Origin of the sequence: Nocardia sp. MDA0666 (assembly GCF_003023875.1) — a bacterium.
GTDB classification, from domain to species: Bacteria; Actinomycetota; Actinomycetes; order Mycobacteriales; family Mycobacteriaceae; genus Nocardia; species Nocardia aobensis.
In genome coordinates this window covers 171,605-191,606 of sequence record NZ_PYHT01000012.1, presented here as the reverse complement: position 1 = coordinate 191,606, position 20,002 = coordinate 171,605, and the positions used below count along the sequence as shown (strand labels likewise).

Below are 20,002 nucleotides of genomic sequence, written 5' to 3'. Positions count from 1 at the left end.
CCAACAAGGACTCTAAATCGGACGGACTCATTCACCGGGGACAGGCCACTCCCATTCAGATCCTCGTCCACAATGAGAAGCCTGTTCGTCGACCAATGGGTGGGTGATCCGGTAGCCGTGTGCACTTCGCCTCGAAGTCGACAGGGCACGGTGCACATTGCCGTAGCGGTAAGTGATTCGGCACACCGATCATTCGTACTTGTTATGTAGGTCACTCACCTGGCGCACCCGGCCCCGGCTGTTCACCCGCTAGTGCAGACGGCCCGGGTACGCATCGCTGAGGAGCGTGCCGCGAATTTGCTTCGCCGGCGCCACGGAGACGACGGCGTCTCCGGCGTTCGAGTGATCTGGGAAGGTCTAGAGCTTTGCTGTCAGTGCATCGAGCATTCCGCCGGTCGGCCTCGCCACGCCACCGCTGGCATCACCATCGTCCGGCGCGCCTGTGCCTGGCGCTGATTGTGACACTGCCGCTTGCGATTTCGGCTCTGTACATGTGGTTCGCTTGGGACCCGACGAACACCGTCGACAAGATGCCGGTCGCTCTGGTCAACGCCGATCAACCGATCCAGCAGGGTTCGACCACAGTCGCCGCCGGAGCGCAGGTTACGCGTAGCTTGCTCGATAGCCAGGCCCTCGACTTCCACACCGTCGACCATCACGCGGCCATGGAGGGCCTCGGCGCGGGCAAGTACTACTTCGTCATCGAGATCCCCTCGAATTTCAGCAGGACCTTGTCTACGCTCGGCACCGCCTCGATGGCGCCGGCTCTGATCAAGGTTGTCTACAACGACAACAACACGGTCATGGCGTCCAACATCGGATCGCGCGCGATGTCACAGATCGACGCCGCGGTGTTGAAAGGGGTTGCGGCCACCACGGTCGGAACTGTGATCACCGGGCTCGACGACCTCGGCGCGGGCATGCGGAGTGCAGCCGACGGTGCCGCCCAATTGCATACGGGCACCAATCAGCTCGCCTCCGGCGCCGATGAGCTCACTGCGGGCATCGTCAACCAGCTGGCCCCGGGGATGGCCGAGGCCACTACGGGCAGCAAGCAGCTGGCCGACGGCGCCGGCGCCCTGGCCACCGGCCTGCAGCAGTTCCGAGGCGGCACCGATCAGCTCGGTGACGGTGCGCAGCAAGTCGCGAAGGGCATGGACACACTCATCGACGGGTTCGACGTCGCCGCGATGCAGGACGTTGTGAGCAAAGTTCGCGCTCAGCTGCCGCAATCATCGACCGGCTCCGCCGCCGATCAGCTCCACGACGGCCTCGACCAAATCGCCGCCGTTGTGGACGGGTTGCGTCAGTTGCAAGCAGGAAGTCACGAAGTCGCCTATCAGCTCACCGATCCGCACGCCGACTATCGCAGCGGCCTGGACCAGCTGGTCAACGGCGGTAAGGACTTGGCCACCGGAGCCACCGCGCTGTCGACCGGTATGCAGCAACTGGATAGTGGTGTGCGTAGCGTCAGCGACGGGGTGCAGCAATTGCAGCAAGGTACCCACAGTGTCGACGATGGCGCCGACCAACTAGCCGCCGGGTTGCACGACGGCGTGCAGCAGCTCCCCGACTTCGGCACCAAGGAACGGCAGAGCAGTCTGGCGGAGCTTCTCGGTACACCGGTCGCCGAGGACACCCACAACATCGCTTCGGCCCAATTCGGCGGTCCCGGAGGCGCTCCCATGTTGCTGACCATCGGTTCGGCACTGATCGCCATCGTGGTGGTGATGTGTTTCCGCTCCCATCGCTTCACCCCGCCAGGGAACCGCGGGCCCGCGGCCAGGCTGCTGCGCAGGATGCTTGCCACCAGCACCGTCGGACTGCTCGGTGTCGCGGCGCTCACCGGGTTGGTGTGGACCGGCTTGAGTTCGGTGCCGACGGTGTCGTCGGTCTCGGGTTTGGCCGCCACGCTCATCGCCGCCACGGTCATGAATGTCGCTGTCGTGTCCCTGTTGTTCGCTGTCGGTGGCTACGTCGCAGGCTCGCTTGCCTCACTGACCGTGTTCATGTTCGAAGTGTTCTGCTACGGCGGGATATGGATGGTCGAAACTTTGCCCGCCCCGATGCGGTGGCTACACGCCGTCGACCCGATGACTTATGTCAGGCAGGCGATGATGGCAGTCTTCAACGGTGCTTCAGGGTTTCCCACCGCCATGATCGGCATCGTCGCGATCACCGTCACGGTGCTTGTTGCGACGGTGATCGTCCACCGGACTGGTCAGACGTTGGCCCGGCGACGGGTATCCGTCCCCGCCGACCCCGAAAGCGGGTCATTCGCAGGGTGAAGTCCCTGGGCTTCACCTCTCGCCGAGGCTGGTTCGGGCAGGGTTTCGCCTTCGATGTCCACGTGGGGCATCCAGCGTTCGAGCGGTGCGGGCAGCCACCACGCATGGCGGCCGAGTAGGGCCATGACCGCCGGGACGAGTGTCATGCGGACGACGAGTGCGTCGAACAGCACACCTACGCCCATCGCGAAGCCGATCGGCGCGATCATGGTGTTGTGGCTGAACAGGAATCCGGCGAAGACCGCGATCATGATCACCGCCGCCGCGGTGATCACCCGCGCGCTGCCCACATATCCGATGCGGACCGCATCCAGCGCCATGTTCTTTCCGCTGATGTGGGCCTCCCGCATTCGCGACATCAGAAACACCTGATAGTCCATCGCCAGGCCGAAAAGTACGCCGATCAACAGGATCGGCAGAAACGCCAGGATCGGTGCGGGCCGATGCACGTTCAGCAGCGAGCCGAGCCACCCCCACTGGTAGACCGCGGTTGTCACGCCGAGTGCGACCGCTAACGACAGCAGGAATCCCAGCGCCGCGGTGAGGGGCACCAGCACCGACCGGAACGCCACCATCAGCAACACCAGCGCGAGACCGACCACGACCACCAGGAACGGGATCAACGAGCCGGAGAGCTTGTCGGCCACGTCGATCCCGACCACGGTCTCACCGGTCAAATGCAGGACCGCACCCAGTTCGGTGTGCAAGGCCGCTCCGCTGTGCCGGATAGCGCGCACCAGATCGGCAGTCTGTTCGGAGCTGGGAGCGGTAGCGGGAACGACGACGAACTGAGCGGTGTCGCCCGCACCGTTGATCTCTGGCGGCAGGACCATCGTGACCCCGGGCAATGCGGTGATCCGCTGCGCCGCGGCCTCGACCTGGGCCTGGATCCGACCGGGCTCTCCTTCGACGACCGCGACCAGAGGCCCGGTCAGACCCGGTGTGTAGGCCTTGGCCAGCACGTCATAGGACGTGCGTGGCGTCGTGCCGACGGATTCCTGACCCGCGTTCGGCAGACCGAGCCGCAGATCCGCGACCGGCAGTGCCAGTACCACCAGCGCCGCGATACCGGTGACCAAGGTGGTGATCGGGCGCTCGGTGACGAGCCGGGCCCACCGGTTGGGCCGATGCGCGCCCTTGATCGCGTGCAGCCCGCGCCGACGGGGAATGAGCCGGGCACCGGAGAACCCGAGCAGTGCGGGCAGCAGCGTGACGGCCAGAGCCACCACAACGCTGACGCACGCCGCCGACGCCAGACCCATACCGGTCAGGAACGGTATTCCGGCGATCGACAGTCCGCACAGGGCGATGAGCACCGTAGCGCCGGCGAAGACGACAGCGCTGCCCGCCGTCCCGATCGACCGGGCCGCCGATTCACGAACGTCCATGCCCTCGGCGAGCTGCTGGCGGTGGCGGGACACGATGAACAGCGTGTAGTCGATACCGACCGCCAGGCCCAGCATCAAACACAAGGCCAGGGTGGCCGAGGACGCGTCGAAGAGTGTGGAGACCGCCACCACGCCGCCGGTTCCGATGGCGACGCCGATCACACCGATCAGGATCGGCAACCCGGCGGCCAGCAGCGACGCGAAAGTCACCAGCAACACACCCATCGCGATCGCCACCCCGACCGCCTCGGTCGGACCGACGAACTCAGCCTCCGCGTAGTACGGGCCACCGGTCAGCAGTGGCCGCAACCCCATCGCCTCGAATGTCTTGTGCACCTTGTCCACTGCCGCCTTCGCCGCGGGATTCACCGGTCGGGCGAAGTTGATGTCGGAGAAGGTGACGTCACCGTGCTGAGCGACCGCTGGAGCAGCTGGAGTGACCGACTCGATGCCCCGCACGCCATACAGTCCCGCCAGTTCGGCGTCGATCCGCTCCAGCGGTAGGCCATGACCTTCCGGCGCCCGGACGACCAGGCGTGCCGCGGCTTCGCCGGGCGTTGTCGGCGCGCCCTTGCCGAAGCGGTCGACCAGTACCTGCTGCGCGCGGGCGGACTCGGTGCCGGGGATCTCGAACTTGTCGGAAAGTGCAGCGCCCAACGTGATCCCGACCGTGGCAACCACGACAGCGACCAGTGACCAAGCCGCGACCACCCGCCACGGGTGCCGGAAACAGAGTTCGCCGAGGCGATAGAGAAGACGAGCCATGCCGACCCCTTCTGAACATAGACTACAAACGCGCGTTTACCTACACATGTAGGTTTTCGGACACCTGTAGGATAGCGGGGTCCGATGTAGGTGCGTCAACGTGTTGGGCAGCACACGAGGCGGAGCTGGCAAGGTTGAGGTGTGAGTCGAGAGCAGACAGCTCAGCGCAAACCGATATCCGATGACCTGCGCGTGCTGCGCAGCCGCGGGTTGCTGCAGGCCGCGATCCTGAAACTCGGGCAGGAACGCCCGGTGGACGGCATCGCGATCTCCGACATCACCCAGCGCGCCGGAGTGAGCCGAAGCACCTTCTACGACCACTACACCGACAAGGAAACGCTGCTCGCCGACGCCATGGACCGCCAGGCCCTCGAGGCGGGGGTCCCACTACGAACTGTCGGACTCGACGAAGGATTGCCCGGTCAACCGCCGCAGTTCCTGATCGACTACCTCCAGCACATCGCGGATCACGCCCAGCTGTATCGCAACGTGCTCGGCGCCCACGGATCCGCCGCGGTCCACGCCCGACTGACCGGCCGGATCGCCGCCATCCTCGGCGAAGGCATCGGAATTCTCGACCAGGACGCACCGGTCGAATCTCCGGTCCCGCCGGCAGTCGACGCCGTGGCACTGGCCGGAGCGATCCTCGCCGTCATCACCTACTGGCTCGAACGAGTGCCGCAGGTACCGACCGCCGATGTCGCAGTATGGATCTGGGAGATCATCACCCGGGAATGAGCCACATCTGTGGTAGCACCGAGAACCGTGTCGCGGAAACAGACCGGAACCTGACCGAGGCGAAACGGCCGGCTGGAGCAACGCGACGCCGCTGTGTCGATTCAGTCGGCACTGGTCGTCGTGATGTCCGGCGCGAGATCGAGCACCAGGAGCGCGGCTGCGACGTGGGTGGGGTTGTCCTCGACCTTGACGACCGACAGTTCGTTGGCGCGCGAGACCCGCCGCTCGACGGTGTTGCGGTGGGCGAAGAGTTTGGCGGCTGCCCGGGTTGTGTTGAAACCGCACTGCACATAAGTGAGAAGCGTTTTCTGTAACGCGGGGTCGGCTTCGGCCAGCGGGCCGAGAGTCTTGACGACGAATCGGCGTGCGCCGGCGCGGTCTTTCGTGAGGGCGTCGATCAGTTCGACGTCGGCGTAGGCGGTGAATCGCCGGTCGGAGCCGAGCCGGATGACCAGCGCCTGTGCGGCGAGGGCGTCCTGGTGGCTCGACCTGAATCCGTCCAGTCCACGTCCAGGCCTGCCGATCGCCGCGCGTACGTCGGCAGCCGCGGCGAGAGTCTTCTCGACATGGTGGAGGTCCGGAGTATCCGTCCCGGAGAGCCATATCCACCTCGACGTGGCACTGGCCCGGGCCACCAGGGCAGTTCGGCCCACCTCGTCGGCGCGTACGGCCGCGATCGTCTCGTCCAAGGCGTCGACCTGGCCCCACAAGACGAGGGCCACGTGCCACCGCGCCATCCGATAGCGCAAGCGCACCTCGACCAGGTCCTCGGTGAACGAGGCCCCGCCGGCGATCAACTGGATCAGCGCGACCGCGTCGGCCTCCGCGTTGCCCCTCGCGGCGCGGCGGGTGACCTCGCGCAGCTCCGCGACCGAGTCGAGCGCGTACTGCACCATCGATTTCGCCGATACGTCCAGGACATCCACGAGAACGCCGGGATTCGTGCGGCAGTATGACGTCACGCATTCTTCCAGCCATTGGCGCCAGCAGACCGCGAGTGCCGCGCGGTATCCCTCGGCGAAATCAGGGGTAATGCCGCGTGAGACCAGATCGCCGATGTACGTGATGAGCCTCGGACCGACATAGGGTTCTACCCGTCGCCCCGGATGCTGGATGTTCGAAGTGAGCCACTGCACGACATCGGAGCGATTGAGGTTGCGGTCCTCCTCACCCAACGATGCGTCCGAGAGCAGAGCGGGATCGTCCTGCGCCGCGAGAACCGGCGCTGCGAAGCCGTCGACCAGGGCATCGGTGTCGGTCAGGAAGCGCTGGCACAGCGTCCGGATCGCGTGCGCGACCTCGGGGCCGGGCGGTGGCCAGAGTTCTTCCATGGCGTAAGTCTGCCTTGTTTCGGCCGTGCGGCGACATGGGCCCTGTGCACCGTGCACCACACCCCGCCGAACCCTGTGCTCGCTGTCGTTGTGACCGAGGTCATCCCTGGCTGACAGTTGAAACCGTCAGTAGCGGGCTCAACGAGGAGAGACAGATGACATCTGAGGAGTTGAACGCCGAGGAGGAGTTCGACGTCGTCATCGTCGGCGCGGGAATTTCCGGGATCGGCGCGGCAACGTATTTCAGCCGAGAACTGCCCGGCAAGTCCCTTGTCGTACTGGAGGGCCGTGACAACATCGGCGGTACCTGGGATCTCTTCCGTTATCCGGGCATCCGGTCGGACTCGGACCTGCACACCTTCGGATACGAGTTCAAGCCGTGGCGGCACAAGGCCGCGATCGCCGACGCTCCGCTGATCCGGGAGTACCTCCAGGAGACGGTCGATGAGAACGACCTGCGACGCCTGATCAGGCCGCGCCACCGTGTTGTCCGGGCGGAATGGTCCTCAACGGACTTGCGGTGGACCCTCACCGTAGAGGTCTCGGATCCCGCCACGACGTCGACCAGGACAAAGACGATCCGCTCGCGCTGGGTGTTCGCCGCCACCGGCTACTACCGGTACGACCAAGGTTTCTCGCCGGAGTTCCCGGGCAGTGACGACTTCGCGGGCACGATCGTCCATCCGCAGCACTGGCCCGAGAATCTCGACTACAGCGGCAAGAAGGTCGTCGTCATCGGCAGCGGCGCGACCGCGATCACCCTGGTACCGGCGATCACCACCGGGGCGGGCGCCGCCGCGCACGTGACAATGCTGCAGCGCACCCCCACCTACATCATGGCGCTGCCCCGCGTCGATCGGGTCGCCACGACGCTCACGAAGCTACTCGGAGAAAAGCGCGGGTACGCCGCGACGAGGTTCAAGAACATCTGGACCGAACACGCGGTCGTCAAGGCCCTGCGGGCGTTCCCTCGAGCCGGGCGCGCTCTGATCCGGCGCGAGAACATCAAGCGACTGCCCAAGGGATTCGACGTCGACAAGCACTTCAACCCGCCGTACGACCCGTGGGACCAGCGGCTGTGCCTGGCACCGGACGGCGACTTCTTCGACGCGATCGCGGCCGGGCGAGCGTCTGTCGTCACCGACACGATCACGAGGTTCAGCAAACGCGGAATCGTCCTGCAATCGGGCGAGGAGCTCGAAGCCGACATCATCGTCACCGCGACCGGGTTGAACATGCGGCTTTTCGGCGGCATACCGATCGTGGTCGACGGGCGCGAGATCGACCTCGCGGACACGGTCTGCTACCGCGGGATGCTGCTGAGCGGGATACCGAACTGGGCGGTGGCGATCGGCTACACCACCTCGTCGTGGACGCTCAAGGTGAGCTTGGTGTGCCGCTACTTCATCGACCTGGTCCGGCACATGGACACCCACGGATACGACAAGGTGGTCCCCGTCGCGATACCAGAGGGGATGCCGCGCAGGCCGGTGATAGACCTGCAGGCCGGTTACGCCAAACGCGCCGAGGCGATGCTGCCCAAGCAAGGGCATGCCGCACCCTGGCGGATGGCGATGTCCTACCCCGAGGACGCCAAGGCACTGCGCGGTCCGGTCGCCGACGACAACCTCGAATTCGGCAGCGCCGCCAACGCGGGGCTGCCCGGGCAGAGGCGGTCGGCTCATGTCTGAAGGCGACGTCGACCAGTACGCGGAGCTGCCCTCCGGCGTGCGGATCTGTTTCCGCGACCACGGCGACAAGACCGACCGAGCAATCCTGCTCATCGCCGGGTTGGGCGAAGACCTCACCTTTTGGACCGGTTCGTTCGTCGGCTCACTGGTGGCGCGGGGCTTCCGGGTCATCACGATGGACAACCGTGACGTCGGCCGGTCCACGTTCGCGGCCACCCCGCCTCCCCGGTTGTGGCGCCAGGCGCTCGCGCGCCCCCGTCGTGATGCCTACTCGTTGTCGGACATGGCCGCCGACGCGGTCGGCGTCCTCGACCATCTCCGGATCCGGCAGGCCCATGTGGTCGGCCGGTCGATGGGCGGGATGATCGCGCAGACGGTCGCTGCGACCGAACCTTCGCGTGTTCTGTCCCTCACCTCGATCTTCTCGACCACGGGCGCGAAGAAAGTCGGCAGGCCGGCGCTGTCGACGATCCGGCTCCTCGCCGCCCCACCGGCGCGGACCAGAACCGAGGCGGTGTGCGCTCACCTGCGGATCACCGGGCACATCGCGGGAACGGGATATCCCATCGATGACGTGGCCGAAGCGGCCATCGCGGCAGGTGGCTGGGAGCGCGGCGCCGGTGACCTGGGCGCCGGCGCAGCGAGACAGATCCAGGCGATCCAACGCTCGGGAGATCGCACCGCCCAGCTGAGCAAGATCACCGCTCCCACCCTGGTCATCAACGGCGACCGGGACCTGCTGGTCGCTCCCAGCGGCGGCGTCGCGACCGCGAAGGCCATCCGCTCCGCGCAGCACATCGTCATTCCCGGCATGGGCCACCACATTCCCGAGGCCCTGGTCGAGCCCATCACCGAATACATCTCACAGCACGCCACGCGCGTGATCGAAGGAGGCAATCATGTCGCCATCTCGTGAGCGCCGTTCCAGTGCCACCTCGGTCGATGTCGTGGTCGTCGGAGCCGGGTTCGCCGGCCTGAGTGCCGCGGAGCGACTGGTGAACACGGGCCTGTCCGTCCTCGTCCTGGAAGGTCGCGACCGGGTCGGCGGCCGATCGCTGTCCGGCGAGGTGGCGGGGGTGAAGGTCGATCTGGGCGCGACCTGGGTCGCTCAGCGGCACACGGCGATCCGCGACCTCGCGCGACGAGCGGGGTTAACCACGACCCGTCAGTTCAGCCAGGGACAAAATGTCCTGTGGCTAGCCGGGCGGCGCCGCACCTACAAAGGCACCATTCCCAAGGTTTCGCCGATGACGCTGGTCGACATGGCCCGTGTGCAGTTGGCGCTCGAGAAGCTGGTCGCGAGCATCGACGTCGAAGCGGCCTGGGACTCGCCCCGAGCAGTCGAGTTCGACGCGATCTCGTTCGGCGAATGGCTCGACCGCAAGCACGCGCTGCCCGCCACCCGTGCCTTGATGACCGTCGTCAGCAAGGTGCAGTGGGGCTGTAGTCCGGGAGACGTCTCGCTGCTGCACGCGTTGCGCTACATCCGCGCGGCGGGCGGCGTTGACCACATGCTCGACGTCGAGGGGGGCCAGCAAGAGGAGCGGTACATCGAGACCACCCAGGAGATCGCGAATCGAGTCGCCAAGCAACTCGGCGACCGCGTCGTCTTGGGGACGCCGGTGCGCCGGATCACCCAAGACGGCGACGGCGTCACCGTCGCCACCGATTCGGCAGAGATCAAGGCGAAGTACGCGATCGTCACCGTCGCGACGAGCCACCGCGCCGGCATCGAGTTCCACCCGGCGCTGCCCGAGCAGGCCGATGGCCTCGCGAAAACCTGGCGCATGGGTGTGCTGAGCAAGGCGTTCGTCGCCTACGACAAGCCCTTCTGGCGGGCCGACGGACTGTCGGGTGAGGGGGTCACCGACACCGGGACCGTGTTCATCACCTTCGACGTCTCGCCCGACAACGGACCCGGTGTCCTGATGGCGTTCTGCGACCCTCGCACGTTCGACGGCTTCAGCCCTGAGCGTCGACGCAGCATGGTCATCGAGCAGCTCGTCCAGCTCTATGGCCCGCAGGCCAACGCTCCCATCGACTACATCGATCACCGCTGGGGGGAGGAGCCATTCGCGCCGGGCGGCCCGAATCCGGCCGTCGCCCCCTTCGCGACCACGAGCTACGGCCGTGCTCTCGTCGAGCCGCACGGGCGCGTTCACTGGGCGGGCACAGAAACCGCCGGAGAGTGGGCAGGCTGTATGAACGGTGCGGTCCTGACCGGTCAGCGCGCTGCCGAGCGCATCGCGGCCGCGCTGGCACGCGAGCCCCGTGAGGCAGCGATGCGATGAAAGATGTGCTCTTCCTGCTCGCCGATGTGTGGATGATCGTCGTCGGCTATCTCTTCGGCTGGAAACTCATCCGCCGCTACGGCAACTACCTGCTCGGCCTCGAGGCGATGGTCATCGCGACCTCGGGCAGCAATTTCCTCGTCTGGGCGATGCTCGGTGCCAACCAGGGCAGTGTCCTCTACGACGTGGCGTACTTTTTCGACGCCTTCTCGCGATCACTCGGCGTCACGGTCATTCTCGTCATGGGCCTGATGCGGGTCACCCACCACTACAAGCCGACCATCGCCGTGGATGTCGGCGTGTTCGCCCTCGCCACCGTGGCCGGGTTGTTCCTGCGACCGTTCCACGGCGTGGACCCCCGCGTCGACAACGCCGCGTTCGCGGTCGCGGCGATCTACGTTGCGGTCAACCTCGCCACCACGGTCTTCCTGGCGTACTTCGCCAAGCGGCTCTGGGACATCGGGGCGACATGGTTGGCGATCTGTACCGGATTGGCGACCACTGCCGGGACCATCATCGCCATCACCTACGACTTCTTTCCCTTTCCGTTCGACGACGCGAACCGCACGCTCTTCTACACCGCCGCGCTGGCGACGTGGGGAACCCAGCTGTTCGTCTACTTCTTCGGCTACCGCGCGCTGCACGACCGCAACGTGGCCTCCGGCGCGAGCACAGCGCAGAAAGCGGGTGTGTTGTCATGAACACGCAGTTGTATACCGTCGTCGATCCGACAACCGGCGAGGTGGTGCGGGAGTACCCGACCGCGACCGACGCGGCCATGGACCGGGCACTCGAGGCGGGCGCGAATGCCTACCGGCAATGGTCGAAACAGACCACGCTGGCTCAGCGCGCCGAAGTGCTGAACACCGTCGCTGCCCTGCACACCGCGCGCAGCGACGATCTCGCCCGCATCGCCCGCCGCGAGATGGGCAAGCCCCTGGACGAGGCCGTGGCCGAGGTCGAGTTCAGTGCATCGATCTATTCGTTCTACGCCGCGAACGCGCACAGGTTTCTCGCCGACGAGCCCGTCGAACTGATCGAGGGGGAGGGCACGGCGTTCATCCGCCGCCAGCCGATCGGTCTGTTGCTGGGCATCATGCCCTGGAACTACCCGTACTACCAGGTCGCCCGATTCGCCGCGCCCAACCTGGTCCTGGGCAACACCATCGTGCTCAAGCCCGCGCCGCAATGCCCGCAATCGTCTGCCGCCCTGCAGCAGATATTCACCGATGCCGGCTGTCCCGAGGGCTGCTATGTCAACGTCTATGCGACCAACGAACAAGCCGCCGACGCCATCGCCGACCCCAGAGTGCGAGGAGTGTCCTTCACCGGTTCCGAGCGCGCCGGCGCGGAAGTCGCGGAAAGGGCAGGTCGCCACCTCAAGAAGGTAGTGCTCGAGTTGGGCGGTTCGGACCCGTTCCTTGTGCTGGCTTCCGACGACGTGGATGCCACGGCGCAAGCGGCGGTGGACGCTCGCTTCGAGAACGCCGGCCAAGCCTGCAACGCGGGCAAGCGAATCATCGTCGCTGCGGACCTCTATGACGAATTCCTCGACACGTTCACGAAAAAGGTGCTCGCCCGGACCGGCTCGCTGGCTCCGCTGTCCTCGGTGGCGGCCGCGGAGCGACTCGAAGTCCAGGTACAGCGGGCCGTCGATGACGGCGCGACCCTGGTGTGCGAAGGGCGGCGAGAAGGCGCGTTCTTCCCTCCCGCCGTCTTGACCGATGTGCCGCCGACTTCGCCGTCGGCCGCCGAGGAATTGTTCGGGCCCGTCGCGACGGTCTACCGAGCGGAATCCGAAGCCGAGGCCGTCGAGCTGGCCAACAGCACTCCGTACGGCCTGGGCTCCTATGTGTTCACCACCGACCCCGAGCAGGCGATGCGGGTCGCCGACGAGATCGAGGCGGGCATGGTCTTCGTCAACGGCGTCGGCCTCGAAGGCCCGGAACTGCCGTTCGGCGGGGTCAAACGGTCCGGCTTCGGTCGTGAACTCGGCCGAGCCGGGATCGACGAGTTCGCCAACAAGAAGCTCATCCGCACCGCACGGATCTGATTTCGGCGACGAACCAGCGTCAGCTAGAGAAGGAAAACCGCCATGACCATCGAGTTCGACGCCGCCGTTTTCCGGCAGCCGGACGCACCGCTGACCATCGAGCGAGTTTCACTCCCCGACACGCCACCACCCGGCGAGGTGCTGGTGCGGCTCCAAGCGAGCGGGGTGTGCCACAGCGACCTGCACGTGCTCGCCGGGGAATGGGACGCACCCGCGCCGCTGATCCTCGGCCATGAAGGCGCCGGAATAGTGGAAAGCGTGGGCGAAGGCGTCACGACCCTGGCGAAGGGCGAGCACGTCATCCTGTCCTGGACCCCGACGTGTCGCCGGTGCCGCTACTGTGTCAGCGGTCGGCCCGTCCTCTGCGACATGGTCAGCCAGCACTCGGCCAACCACCTGTCGTTCGACGGCCGCACCCGGGTCACCTCGGCAGACGACAGGAACGTCCACAGCTTCGCGGGCCTGGGAACGTTCGGTCAGTACACCCTCGTGCCCGAATCAGCCGCGATCCCCATCCGCAGCGACGCCCCGTTCGAACAAGCGGCCCTGATCGGGTGCGCGGTGACCACCGGCGTCGGGGCAGCAGTCAACACCGCGCAGGTCCGGCCCAGCGACACGGTGCTCGTCCTGGGCTGTGGTGGCGTCGGGCTGAACGCGGTGCAGGGTGCGCGCCTGGTCGGCGCGCGGAAGATCATCGCCGCGGACATCGCCGACGAGAAGCTCGCGCAGGCTCTCCACTTCGGTGCGACAGATGTGATCAACAGCGAGCAAGAAAACTTCGCGGACCGCGTCCGCCAGCTCACCGACGGACGCGGAGTAGATGTCGCCATCGAGGCCATCGGACTCCCGCGCACCATCGAGGCGGCCTACGAGGTGCTGGCGCGAGGTGGAAAGGCCGTCGTCGCCGGGCAGGTGGCCGACGGCGTGCGGGTGTCGATCGATCCGTTCGTCATGTCCGATCAGGAACTGTCGCTCATCGGTTCCAATTACGGGTCGAGCAACCCCGCCGCCGACTTCCCGCTACTGATCGACCACTACCTGAACCAGCGCATCGATCTCGACTCTCTGGTGACGCGAGTGATCGAGTTGACGGACCTGAACGAGGCGTTCGACGAGATGAAGCGCGGCATCGGCATCCGCTCGGTGATCAAGTACTGAAATCTGCTGCCCAGCCTCTGCAGAAAGGCACTGGTCGTCGTATGGCCCTGGAATCGTCACGGACCGCTTTCGAACGAGCCTGCCGCAGCGTCGGCGGCGTGGGGCCCGCTCGTGCTCGGACACGGCGACCCGCGCGTCCTGCCCGCTGTGTCCGAAACCGCGACCGGCCCGCCACCCGGTCCTGCAATGACATGCGGAAACCAACGTCGAGCTCGATTCGTGTTTCCCCTGGCTCGTCGAGCGGGAACTGTGTGCCGCGGCCAGTGCTCCCGTCGGGGAGCACAACCGAACGAGTGAGGAGTTGAAATGACCAGCCCACCTGAGTTCGACGTCGTCACGATCGATGCGGGGGTTTCCGGAATCGCCGCCGTGTCTGATTCGACCACGCCCGACCCGGCGCACGCGTGGGCGGCGATGACGCCTGCGACCTTCCTAGACCGGGCCGCGGCCGCGCACGGATCACGAATCGCGGTCGTCGAGGGTGATTCACGGTGGACCTACACCGAATTCCGCGACCGCTGCCGCCGCCTCGCGGGCGGACTGTGCGAGCTCGCCGACGGCCGCCCAGTGATCGAACCGGGTGAACTCGACGTGACCGCGGCGCAGGTCGTCCGGATGTCGGTGCGCTGGCTCATAGAACCCCCGGACTAGGCGTTGGCTCAGCTCGACCTGTACCTGCGGATAGCCCGGACCCGGCCGGCGCTGGCGTCGGAGTCGTATGCCTTTCTCCTGCATGCGATCTCCGATGTACTCGGGCGTTCCGCGGGGCCGTCCGCGTCAAGGCAGGCCATCGAAGATCTTGCCTGGGTGCTGGTTGGCGCCATCGGTGGGCTTGTCGTGCAATGGGCCTCGCATCGGGACCAGGCTCGGGTCGATGCCTATGTCGATGCCCTCTGCGCGGGCATCCCCGCGATGTGCAACCGGATCACCGGGTAGGTCCGGCCTCCGGTGATTCGTCGCCGTTGAGGTTTTCGGCAATCCTGCGCTCCAATGCCGACACGGCAGGTGGCCCAGCACAACAACAAGTTCATCTGGTCAATTATTTGACCAGATCAAATGAACAATACGTTTGATCAGTCGTGGAAATGAGGAACTATGAGTACCCAAGCCAAAGCCGCCCTGCGATCGGTGGCTGTGACAACCCCCCTCGCCGAGATCCTCGACATCGTCGTGGAAGACGGTGGCGTGATCATCGAGAACTTCTTGTCGGCAGATCAGATCGCTCGGTTCAATACCGAAGTCGAGCAGCCCATGACGGCGCTGAATCCGGGATCGACGCACGAGAACGAACTTGTCGCCGAGTTCCACGGGCGCAATACGAAGCGATTGACGAACCTGGTGACGCACAGCAAGACCTTCCGCGAGGAAATCCTCGAACAGGACCTGATCCACTCGCTGTGTGACGCGGTGTTCCTCGAGGAATCCGGCACCTATTGGATGACCACGGCGCAGCTCATCGAGATAGGCCCGGGTAACCGGGCCCAATTCCTGCATCGAGACCTCGAGAACTGGTACCCGTTCATCGGCATGGGTCCGAAGGGCCCCGAGGCGTGCGTGAACTTCATGATCGCGTTCACCGACTTCACCGAGGAGAACGGCGCCACACGGGTGATCCCGCGGAGTCACAAGTGGGATGACTTCCAGGATCGCGGTAGCCCCGAGGCCACCATTCCCGCAATCATGAAGGCGGGTGACGCGTTCTTCTACAGCGGCAAGACCGTGCACGGCGGCGGCGCGAATGTCACCACCGACCAGTACCGCCGGGGGCTGGCCTTCGCGTTCAACCCCGGCTTCCTCACCGGCGAGGAGGCGTACCCCTTCCTCGTCGATATGGACATCGCGAAGCAGCTCTCGCCGCGTGTGCAGCGGATTCTCGGCTTCCGCTCCCAGTACCCCGTGGGGTCGCCTGGCCTGTGGCAGGTGGACTACAGCGAGCTCGGGGACTACCTCCAGCTCTGAAATGCCATCCGGCGCATCGGTCCATCTCGTGGCCCGCTGGGGAGCCGATGAGTTCCCTTCGGTAGGCCCGCTCACTGCCTGCAAGGAACTGTCATGGCGATCGAATCGTCCAGAACCGCGTTCGAGCGCACCCGCCGAAGTCTCGGCGGTGGCGTCAGCTCGGGTCTCCGGGCTGCGATGCGGCCCGTTCCGCTCTTCGTCGAGAGCGCGCGCGGCGCTCATGTCCGGGACCTGGACGGCGATCGCTACCTCGACTATGTGATGGCGTGGGGGCCGCTGGTCCATGGGCACAGCCACCCTCATATCGTCGACTCGGTGGCGCGAGTCATGACGTCGATGCAGGTCGTCGGAATGGGGCACCGCCTCGAATACGAGGCTGCGGAAGCGCTGCTCGAATCGGTGCCCGGTGCCGAACGTGTGGTGTGGACGAATACGGGGACCGAAGCGGTGCAGGTCGCCCTGCGGCTCGCGCGTGCAGCGACCGGCAGGCACCGGATCGTCAAGTTCGCGAAGGCCTATCACGGCTGGCAGGACAGCGTGTACGCGAGCATGGCCGCAGACGACACGAGCGAGGCTGCCGTTCCCGCCAGTCGTGGGCAGAGCCCCAACGCCTACGCCGATCTGATCATCAGCCGGTTCAACGACATCGCCGCGATCACCACGCTGCTCGCCGGCGCCCAGGAGCGCCGAATTGCCGCTGTGGTAGTCGATCCGGTGATGAGCAATGGCGGTGTGCTGATCCCGGTACCTGGTTTCCTCGAGACGCTGCGCGAGCTGTGCGACAGCTATGGCGTCGTGTTGATCTTCGACGAGGTCATTACAGGATTCCGGATCGCCCGCGGTGGCGCCGCCGAGAGATTCGGTGTGCGCCCTGATCTTTCGGTGTTCGGCAAGGCAATCGCGGGCGGGTTCACCCAGAGCGCGGTCGTGGGACGTGCGGACATCATCGATCTCGTGGAAGACGGTGTCACCCACGCAAGAACGTTCAACGGCAATCCGGTGGCGCTGGCGGCGGTGAAAGCGGCGATGGAATTGTCCGCGGCGCCAGGCGTGTACGAGAAGCTGGACGAGCTGGGAGCCGCTTTCGAGGAGGCGATCACCGACGTGTTGCGCTCGGCCGGAACCCCTGGCAGCCTCCGGCGCGTCGGATCGCTGCTGCAGTTCGTGCCTCGTGATCAGGCGACGAGCCTGCATGGCACCGGTGGGCTCTGGTCCGAGGTCACCGAGGGCATGCTCGAAGCCGGTGTCGTCTTCATGCCGTCCGGAAAGATCTTCCTCAGCACCGTCCACACGGTCGCCGACATTCAGGAAACGGCCGTGCGCCTGCGGCGAGTCCTTCAGCAGGTCTCTGCACGTTCGGTCCAGCGCGTTCTGCGATCGCCTCGGCCCGGTCGATAGCCGAGAATTCCTCATCATTTCCCGCTGCACAACAGGGTCACGGATCTTGGTGCGCCCATTTCGCAGCCCTGCGCCGCGAGCTGCGAACTAACCGCCGGGCGAGTCTCTGCACAATTCCGCGCCACCTTCTACTCGTGTGGCTGTGCGTGCCGCAAAAACCCGCAATTCACGAAAGTTCGGAAGTATTATGACAGCTCCAGATTCGCCGATCCCTGCGGCTGCGACGGGAAACGATTCAGAAGTAACCAGCGATGACTTTTCGTCGGCCGTCACGCTGAATCATGGCAGTTCTGCATTCATCTGGTCGTACATATTCGCGATCTTCGGTGTATGGACGGCCGTTCTGACCCCCACGATGATCACTCTGGCATTGCGGGTCGCGCAGGCCGACCCAGCCGACGCCTCCGTGACCTACTCGGCGATCGCAGCGATCGGCGCACTCGTATCACTGCCTGCGAGACCATTTTTCGGACGCCTGGCCGATATCACGATGTCACGCTTCGGCCGTAGGCGACCATGGCTGGTGCTCGCCGCCACCTCCATCCTGGTCGGCAACGGAATCGTGGCCGTTTCCGACAGCATCCCGGGTCTTGTCATCGGATGGATCATCGTGTCCGTTGCAGGAACGATCGGACTGACGGTGCTGTGGTCGATGATCGCCGATTCTATTCCGCCGGATCGTGCCGGTTTCGTGGCAGGTCTGGCAGGTGCGGCACAGGGCGTGGGGCTTATCGCAGGCACATTCATTGTCCGCATCACGCCCGGAATGACCGCTAGGCTTCTCATTCCGGCAGCTCTGGGCGCCGCACTCGTCCTGGTATTCGTGGCCATTCTTCGGGAAACCGATTTCGTGGGGCAGGCTCGCGCCAAATTCAGTTTCCGTGACTTCGTCCGGACCCTATATTTCGATCCGAGAAAGTCGCCCGACTTCGCCTGGTGCCTGGGCTCGATCTTCGGTGTCACGGTCGGCGCCGCAGTCGCGGCGACCTTCCTGGTCTACTTTCTGCAAAATGAGCTGAAGCTCGACGACGCGTCCCTGATACCTACGGTTTTCGAGGCCACCCTGATCATCAACGGGACGGCGTCGATCATCAGCCCCCTGGGCGGGCGAATCGCCGACCGGATCGGCCGACGCAAACCGGTGTTCGCGACCGCGGGACTGCTCGTCGCAGGGGGGTGCGCTGGCATGGACGTCGTCACCGAAGCTCCCGAATTCCTCGTCATCTGCGTCTTTTTCGGCATCGGATACGGCCTGTTGATCGGGCAGATGCTGGCCTTGGCGGCATCCACGATGACATCGTGGGAGAACGCGGCGCGCGATCTCGGACTGGTGGTGCTGACCCAGTCGGCGGCATTGATGGTCGCGCCCCTGGTGGCACCCATACTCCTGAGCATCGATGGCCCGAACAATTACCACGCGTTGTACGCGTTCGGAGCGGTGGCCGCCCTTCTCGGGGTGCCGGCGCTACTCGGCATCCGGCGTCGATGCTGAGCCCGAAGACCCCGAAAAGAAACCCACACAACAGAAACCCCTGAAACCCCGACGTGCGTAATGGACACACCCAAAACAGCTGTGCACGACACCGGTAGATCATCTTTTAGCAGGTCAGTGCATATGGAGTGTGTAACCGAATAGTTACCCCGGCGAGCTGTGCGACCTCCTCGCGCCGCAGTCCCGGTGTGCGGCGCCGCCCGGCCGGCGCGAGCCCGACCTCGGCGGGCGCGAGCCGCTCTCGGCGACTGCGGAGGAATTCGCGCAGCTGTTCCCTACGCCGGTGCGCGTCGTTGGTCATGAGAAACAGTAACAACGCGCACCGACTCGGCGACGCTACAGCGCCCCGCGCGGTCACGCACCGCGCATGTCGACGTTTCGCATCGTGACCAACGCTGTCGCGCACAATGTTTCGCTACCCTGATCGACGCCGAAGACGTCGGCGGCCGCGACGGTGATCGCCTTGCCGGGCTTCAGCACGCGTCCGCGGGCCACCAGATACTCGCCGCGCGCCGGTGCGAGAAGTTTGACGGTGTAGTCGACCGTCATGTTCACCCAGCCGGTCGGTAGTAGCGTGCCCGCCGCGGATCCACCGGCGAAGTCCGCGAGCGAACCGATCACACCGCCCTGGAAGTTGCCGTTGTGCTCGGTCAACTCCGTGCGATAGGGCTGGACGATCTCCACCTCGCCGCGCTCCACGCGCCGGAACGAGAACCCCAGGTGCCGCGCCGCCGGCATGCTGAGGACGACGGCCTGCACGAGCTGTGCGAACTCCGGATTCTCCGCCTGCTGCCCACTCACCACTCGGTTCCTCTCGGGCGCTACCCACGCTCTCCGGCCGGAATCGGAGGAGAGATGCCGACAACAACGACACTCGCCACTCTAATTTAAACTTGACGTCAACTTCAAGTCATGGCTCCCGCGAGGTCGCTTTCCGGAGCATGCGGCCCGGTGACCACGTCGTCATCGAAGAGGCGCGGCCTGGTCACCGCTCATCTGACGACATACGCGCCGCAGAGCTGACGACGACGTCCGGGGAAAGTGCTGTGCCGCAAACAGCATCGGTCACCACGCGAGCGGCGACCGACCTGTCCCTCCCCGCGGCTATCGGCCTACCACAGCCAGCCGTGGAAACCGTCGTAGTTACCCCAGCCGAACCAGCATTGCGGGTACAGCCAGTTGAATCCCCAATTGCAGGGATTCCCGTACCAGCCGGTGTCGTGGGCCACCTGAACCGCCGGTGCTCCGGCCGGCTGTTCGGCCAGAGCCGGCGCGGCAGGCAGTATCGGCGCGACCGCGATGGCGGTCACCATGAGCACTCGCGCCGCGGTTCGATGCACTGTCCCCATCATGTCGATCACTCTCCGTATTGCGCGCTGCGCGCACGCGATCCACAGGATTCTCGTGCCCCGACTCGTGGACCGTGCCTTCGATTGAACGCCGTTCCCGC

At 65.6% G+C, this 20,002-nt stretch carries 17 protein-coding genes and 1 pseudogene; 13 read left to right on the top strand and 5 right to left on the bottom strand.

The annotated features are described in order from the left end of the window. The first annotated feature begins 374 nt into the window (after positions 1-374). The gene (locus C8258_RS18725; RefSeq protein WP_255420428.1) at positions 375-2,288 is read left to right on the top strand and encodes a YhgE/Pip family protein; all 1,914 of its coding nucleotides are present in this window, start codon (positions 375-377) and stop codon (positions 2,286-2,288) included. On the opposite strand, the gene C8258_RS18720 is transcribed toward C8258_RS18725, so the two are convergent. Continuing rightward, complete coding sequence (locus C8258_RS18720) at positions 2,222-4,441, bottom strand: MMPL family transporter (RefSeq protein WP_106956287.1); 2,220 nt, start codon at positions 4,439-4,441, stop codon at positions 2,222-2,224. The two genes, C8258_RS18725 and C8258_RS18720, sit on opposite strands and share 67 nt — an antisense overlap. 141 nt (positions 4,442-4,582) lie before the next feature. Between C8258_RS18720 and C8258_RS18715 the strand changes: the two genes are divergently transcribed. Beyond that, positions 4,583-5,179: a TetR/AcrR family transcriptional regulator gene (locus C8258_RS18715; RefSeq protein WP_106956286.1), complete on the top strand. Its 597-nt coding sequence runs from the start codon at positions 4,583-4,585 to the stop codon at positions 5,177-5,179. 101 nt (positions 5,180-5,280) lie between these two features. Here the strand turns inward: C8258_RS18715 and C8258_RS18710 are convergent, their stop codons facing one another. After that, positions 5,281-6,510 (bottom strand): CdaR family transcriptional regulator, encoded by a 1,230-nt coding sequence (locus C8258_RS18710; protein ID WP_106956285.1) that lies wholly within the window; start codon positions 6,508-6,510, stop codon positions 5,281-5,283. A 155-nt stretch (positions 6,511-6,665) separates the two neighbouring features. Between C8258_RS18710 and C8258_RS18705 the strand changes: the two genes are divergently transcribed. The 11 genes from C8258_RS18705 (at position 6,666) to C8258_RS18655 (ending at position 18,552) form a co-directional block, all read left to right on the top strand. Continuing rightward, the gene (locus tag C8258_RS18705) at positions 6,666-8,201 is read left to right on the top strand and encodes an NAD(P)/FAD-dependent oxidoreductase (protein ID WP_106956284.1); all 1,536 of its coding nucleotides are present in this window, start codon (positions 6,666-6,668) and stop codon (positions 8,199-8,201) included. After that, positions 8,194-9,117, top strand: a complete 924-nt coding sequence (locus tag C8258_RS18700) for an alpha/beta fold hydrolase (protein WP_106956283.1) — start codon at positions 8,194-8,196, stop codon at positions 9,115-9,117. The genes C8258_RS18705 and C8258_RS18700 overlap by 8 nt, the downstream gene beginning before the upstream one ends. Beyond that, positions 9,101-10,492, top strand: a complete 1,392-nt coding sequence (locus tag C8258_RS18695; RefSeq protein ID WP_106956282.1) for a flavin monoamine oxidase family protein — start codon at positions 9,101-9,103, stop codon at positions 10,490-10,492. Before C8258_RS18700 ends, C8258_RS18695 begins: the two co-directional genes overlap by 17 nt. Then, entirely contained in the window at positions 10,489-11,193 is a 705-nt protein-coding gene (locus C8258_RS18690) for a transporter (protein WP_106956281.1), read from the top strand. Before C8258_RS18695 ends, C8258_RS18690 begins: the two co-directional genes overlap by 4 nt. Next, positions 11,190-12,545: an NAD-dependent succinate-semialdehyde dehydrogenase gene (locus C8258_RS18685; protein WP_106956280.1), complete on the top strand. Its 1,356-nt coding sequence runs from the start codon at positions 11,190-11,192 to the stop codon at positions 12,543-12,545. Before C8258_RS18690 ends, C8258_RS18685 begins: the two co-directional genes overlap by 4 nt. 42 nt (positions 12,546-12,587) lie before the next feature. Next, positions 12,588-13,703 carry a Zn-dependent alcohol dehydrogenase gene (locus tag C8258_RS18680; RefSeq protein ID WP_106956279.1) on the top strand — a complete coding sequence of 372 codons (1,116 nt, stop codon included), beginning with the start codon at positions 12,588-12,590 and terminating at the stop codon, positions 13,701-13,703. A 306-nt stretch (positions 13,704-14,009) separates the two neighbouring features. Then, entirely contained in the window at positions 14,010-14,354 is a 345-nt protein-coding gene (locus tag C8258_RS18675; RefSeq protein ID WP_106956278.1) for a hypothetical protein, read from the top strand. Positions 14,355-14,357: 3 nt separating this feature from the next. Next, positions 14,358-14,639 (top strand): hypothetical protein, encoded by a 282-nt coding sequence (locus C8258_RS18670; protein WP_106956277.1) that lies wholly within the window; start codon positions 14,358-14,360, stop codon positions 14,637-14,639. A 159-nt stretch (positions 14,640-14,798) separates the two neighbouring features. After that, on the top strand, positions 14,799-15,662 hold the full coding sequence (locus C8258_RS18665) for a phytanoyl-CoA dioxygenase family protein (protein WP_106956276.1): 864 nt from the start codon (positions 14,799-14,801) through the stop codon (positions 15,660-15,662). 177 nt (positions 15,663-15,839) lie between these two features. After that, complete coding sequence (locus C8258_RS18660) at positions 15,840-17,060, top strand: aspartate aminotransferase family protein (protein ID WP_233225187.1); 1,221 nt, start codon at positions 15,840-15,842, stop codon at positions 17,058-17,060. 187 nt (positions 17,061-17,247) lie between these two features. After that, a complete protein-coding gene (locus C8258_RS18655) occupies positions 17,248-18,552 on the top strand; it encodes an MFS transporter (protein WP_106956274.1) in 1,305 nt (434 codons plus the stop codon). Between the two features lie 127 nt (positions 18,553-18,679). Here the strand turns inward: C8258_RS18655 and C8258_RS33265 are convergent. From C8258_RS33265 to C8258_RS18640, 3 genes and pseudogenes are all read right to left on the bottom strand, one after another. Further along, positions 18,680-18,853 (bottom strand): annotated as a pseudogene (locus C8258_RS33265) (transcriptional regulator); the annotation flags it as partial. Positions 18,854-18,906: 53 nt separating this feature from the next. Then, the gene (locus tag C8258_RS18645) at positions 18,907-19,353 is read right to left on the bottom strand and encodes a PaaI family thioesterase (RefSeq protein ID WP_233225179.1); all 447 of its coding nucleotides are present in this window, start codon (positions 19,351-19,353) and stop codon (positions 18,907-18,909) included. A 311-nt stretch (positions 19,354-19,664) separates the two neighbouring features. Continuing rightward, the gene (locus C8258_RS18640) at positions 19,665-19,904 is read right to left on the bottom strand and encodes a hypothetical protein (RefSeq protein WP_143859980.1); all 240 of its coding nucleotides are present in this window, start codon (positions 19,902-19,904) and stop codon (positions 19,665-19,667) included. Between the last annotated feature and the right edge of the window lie 98 nt (positions 19,905-20,002).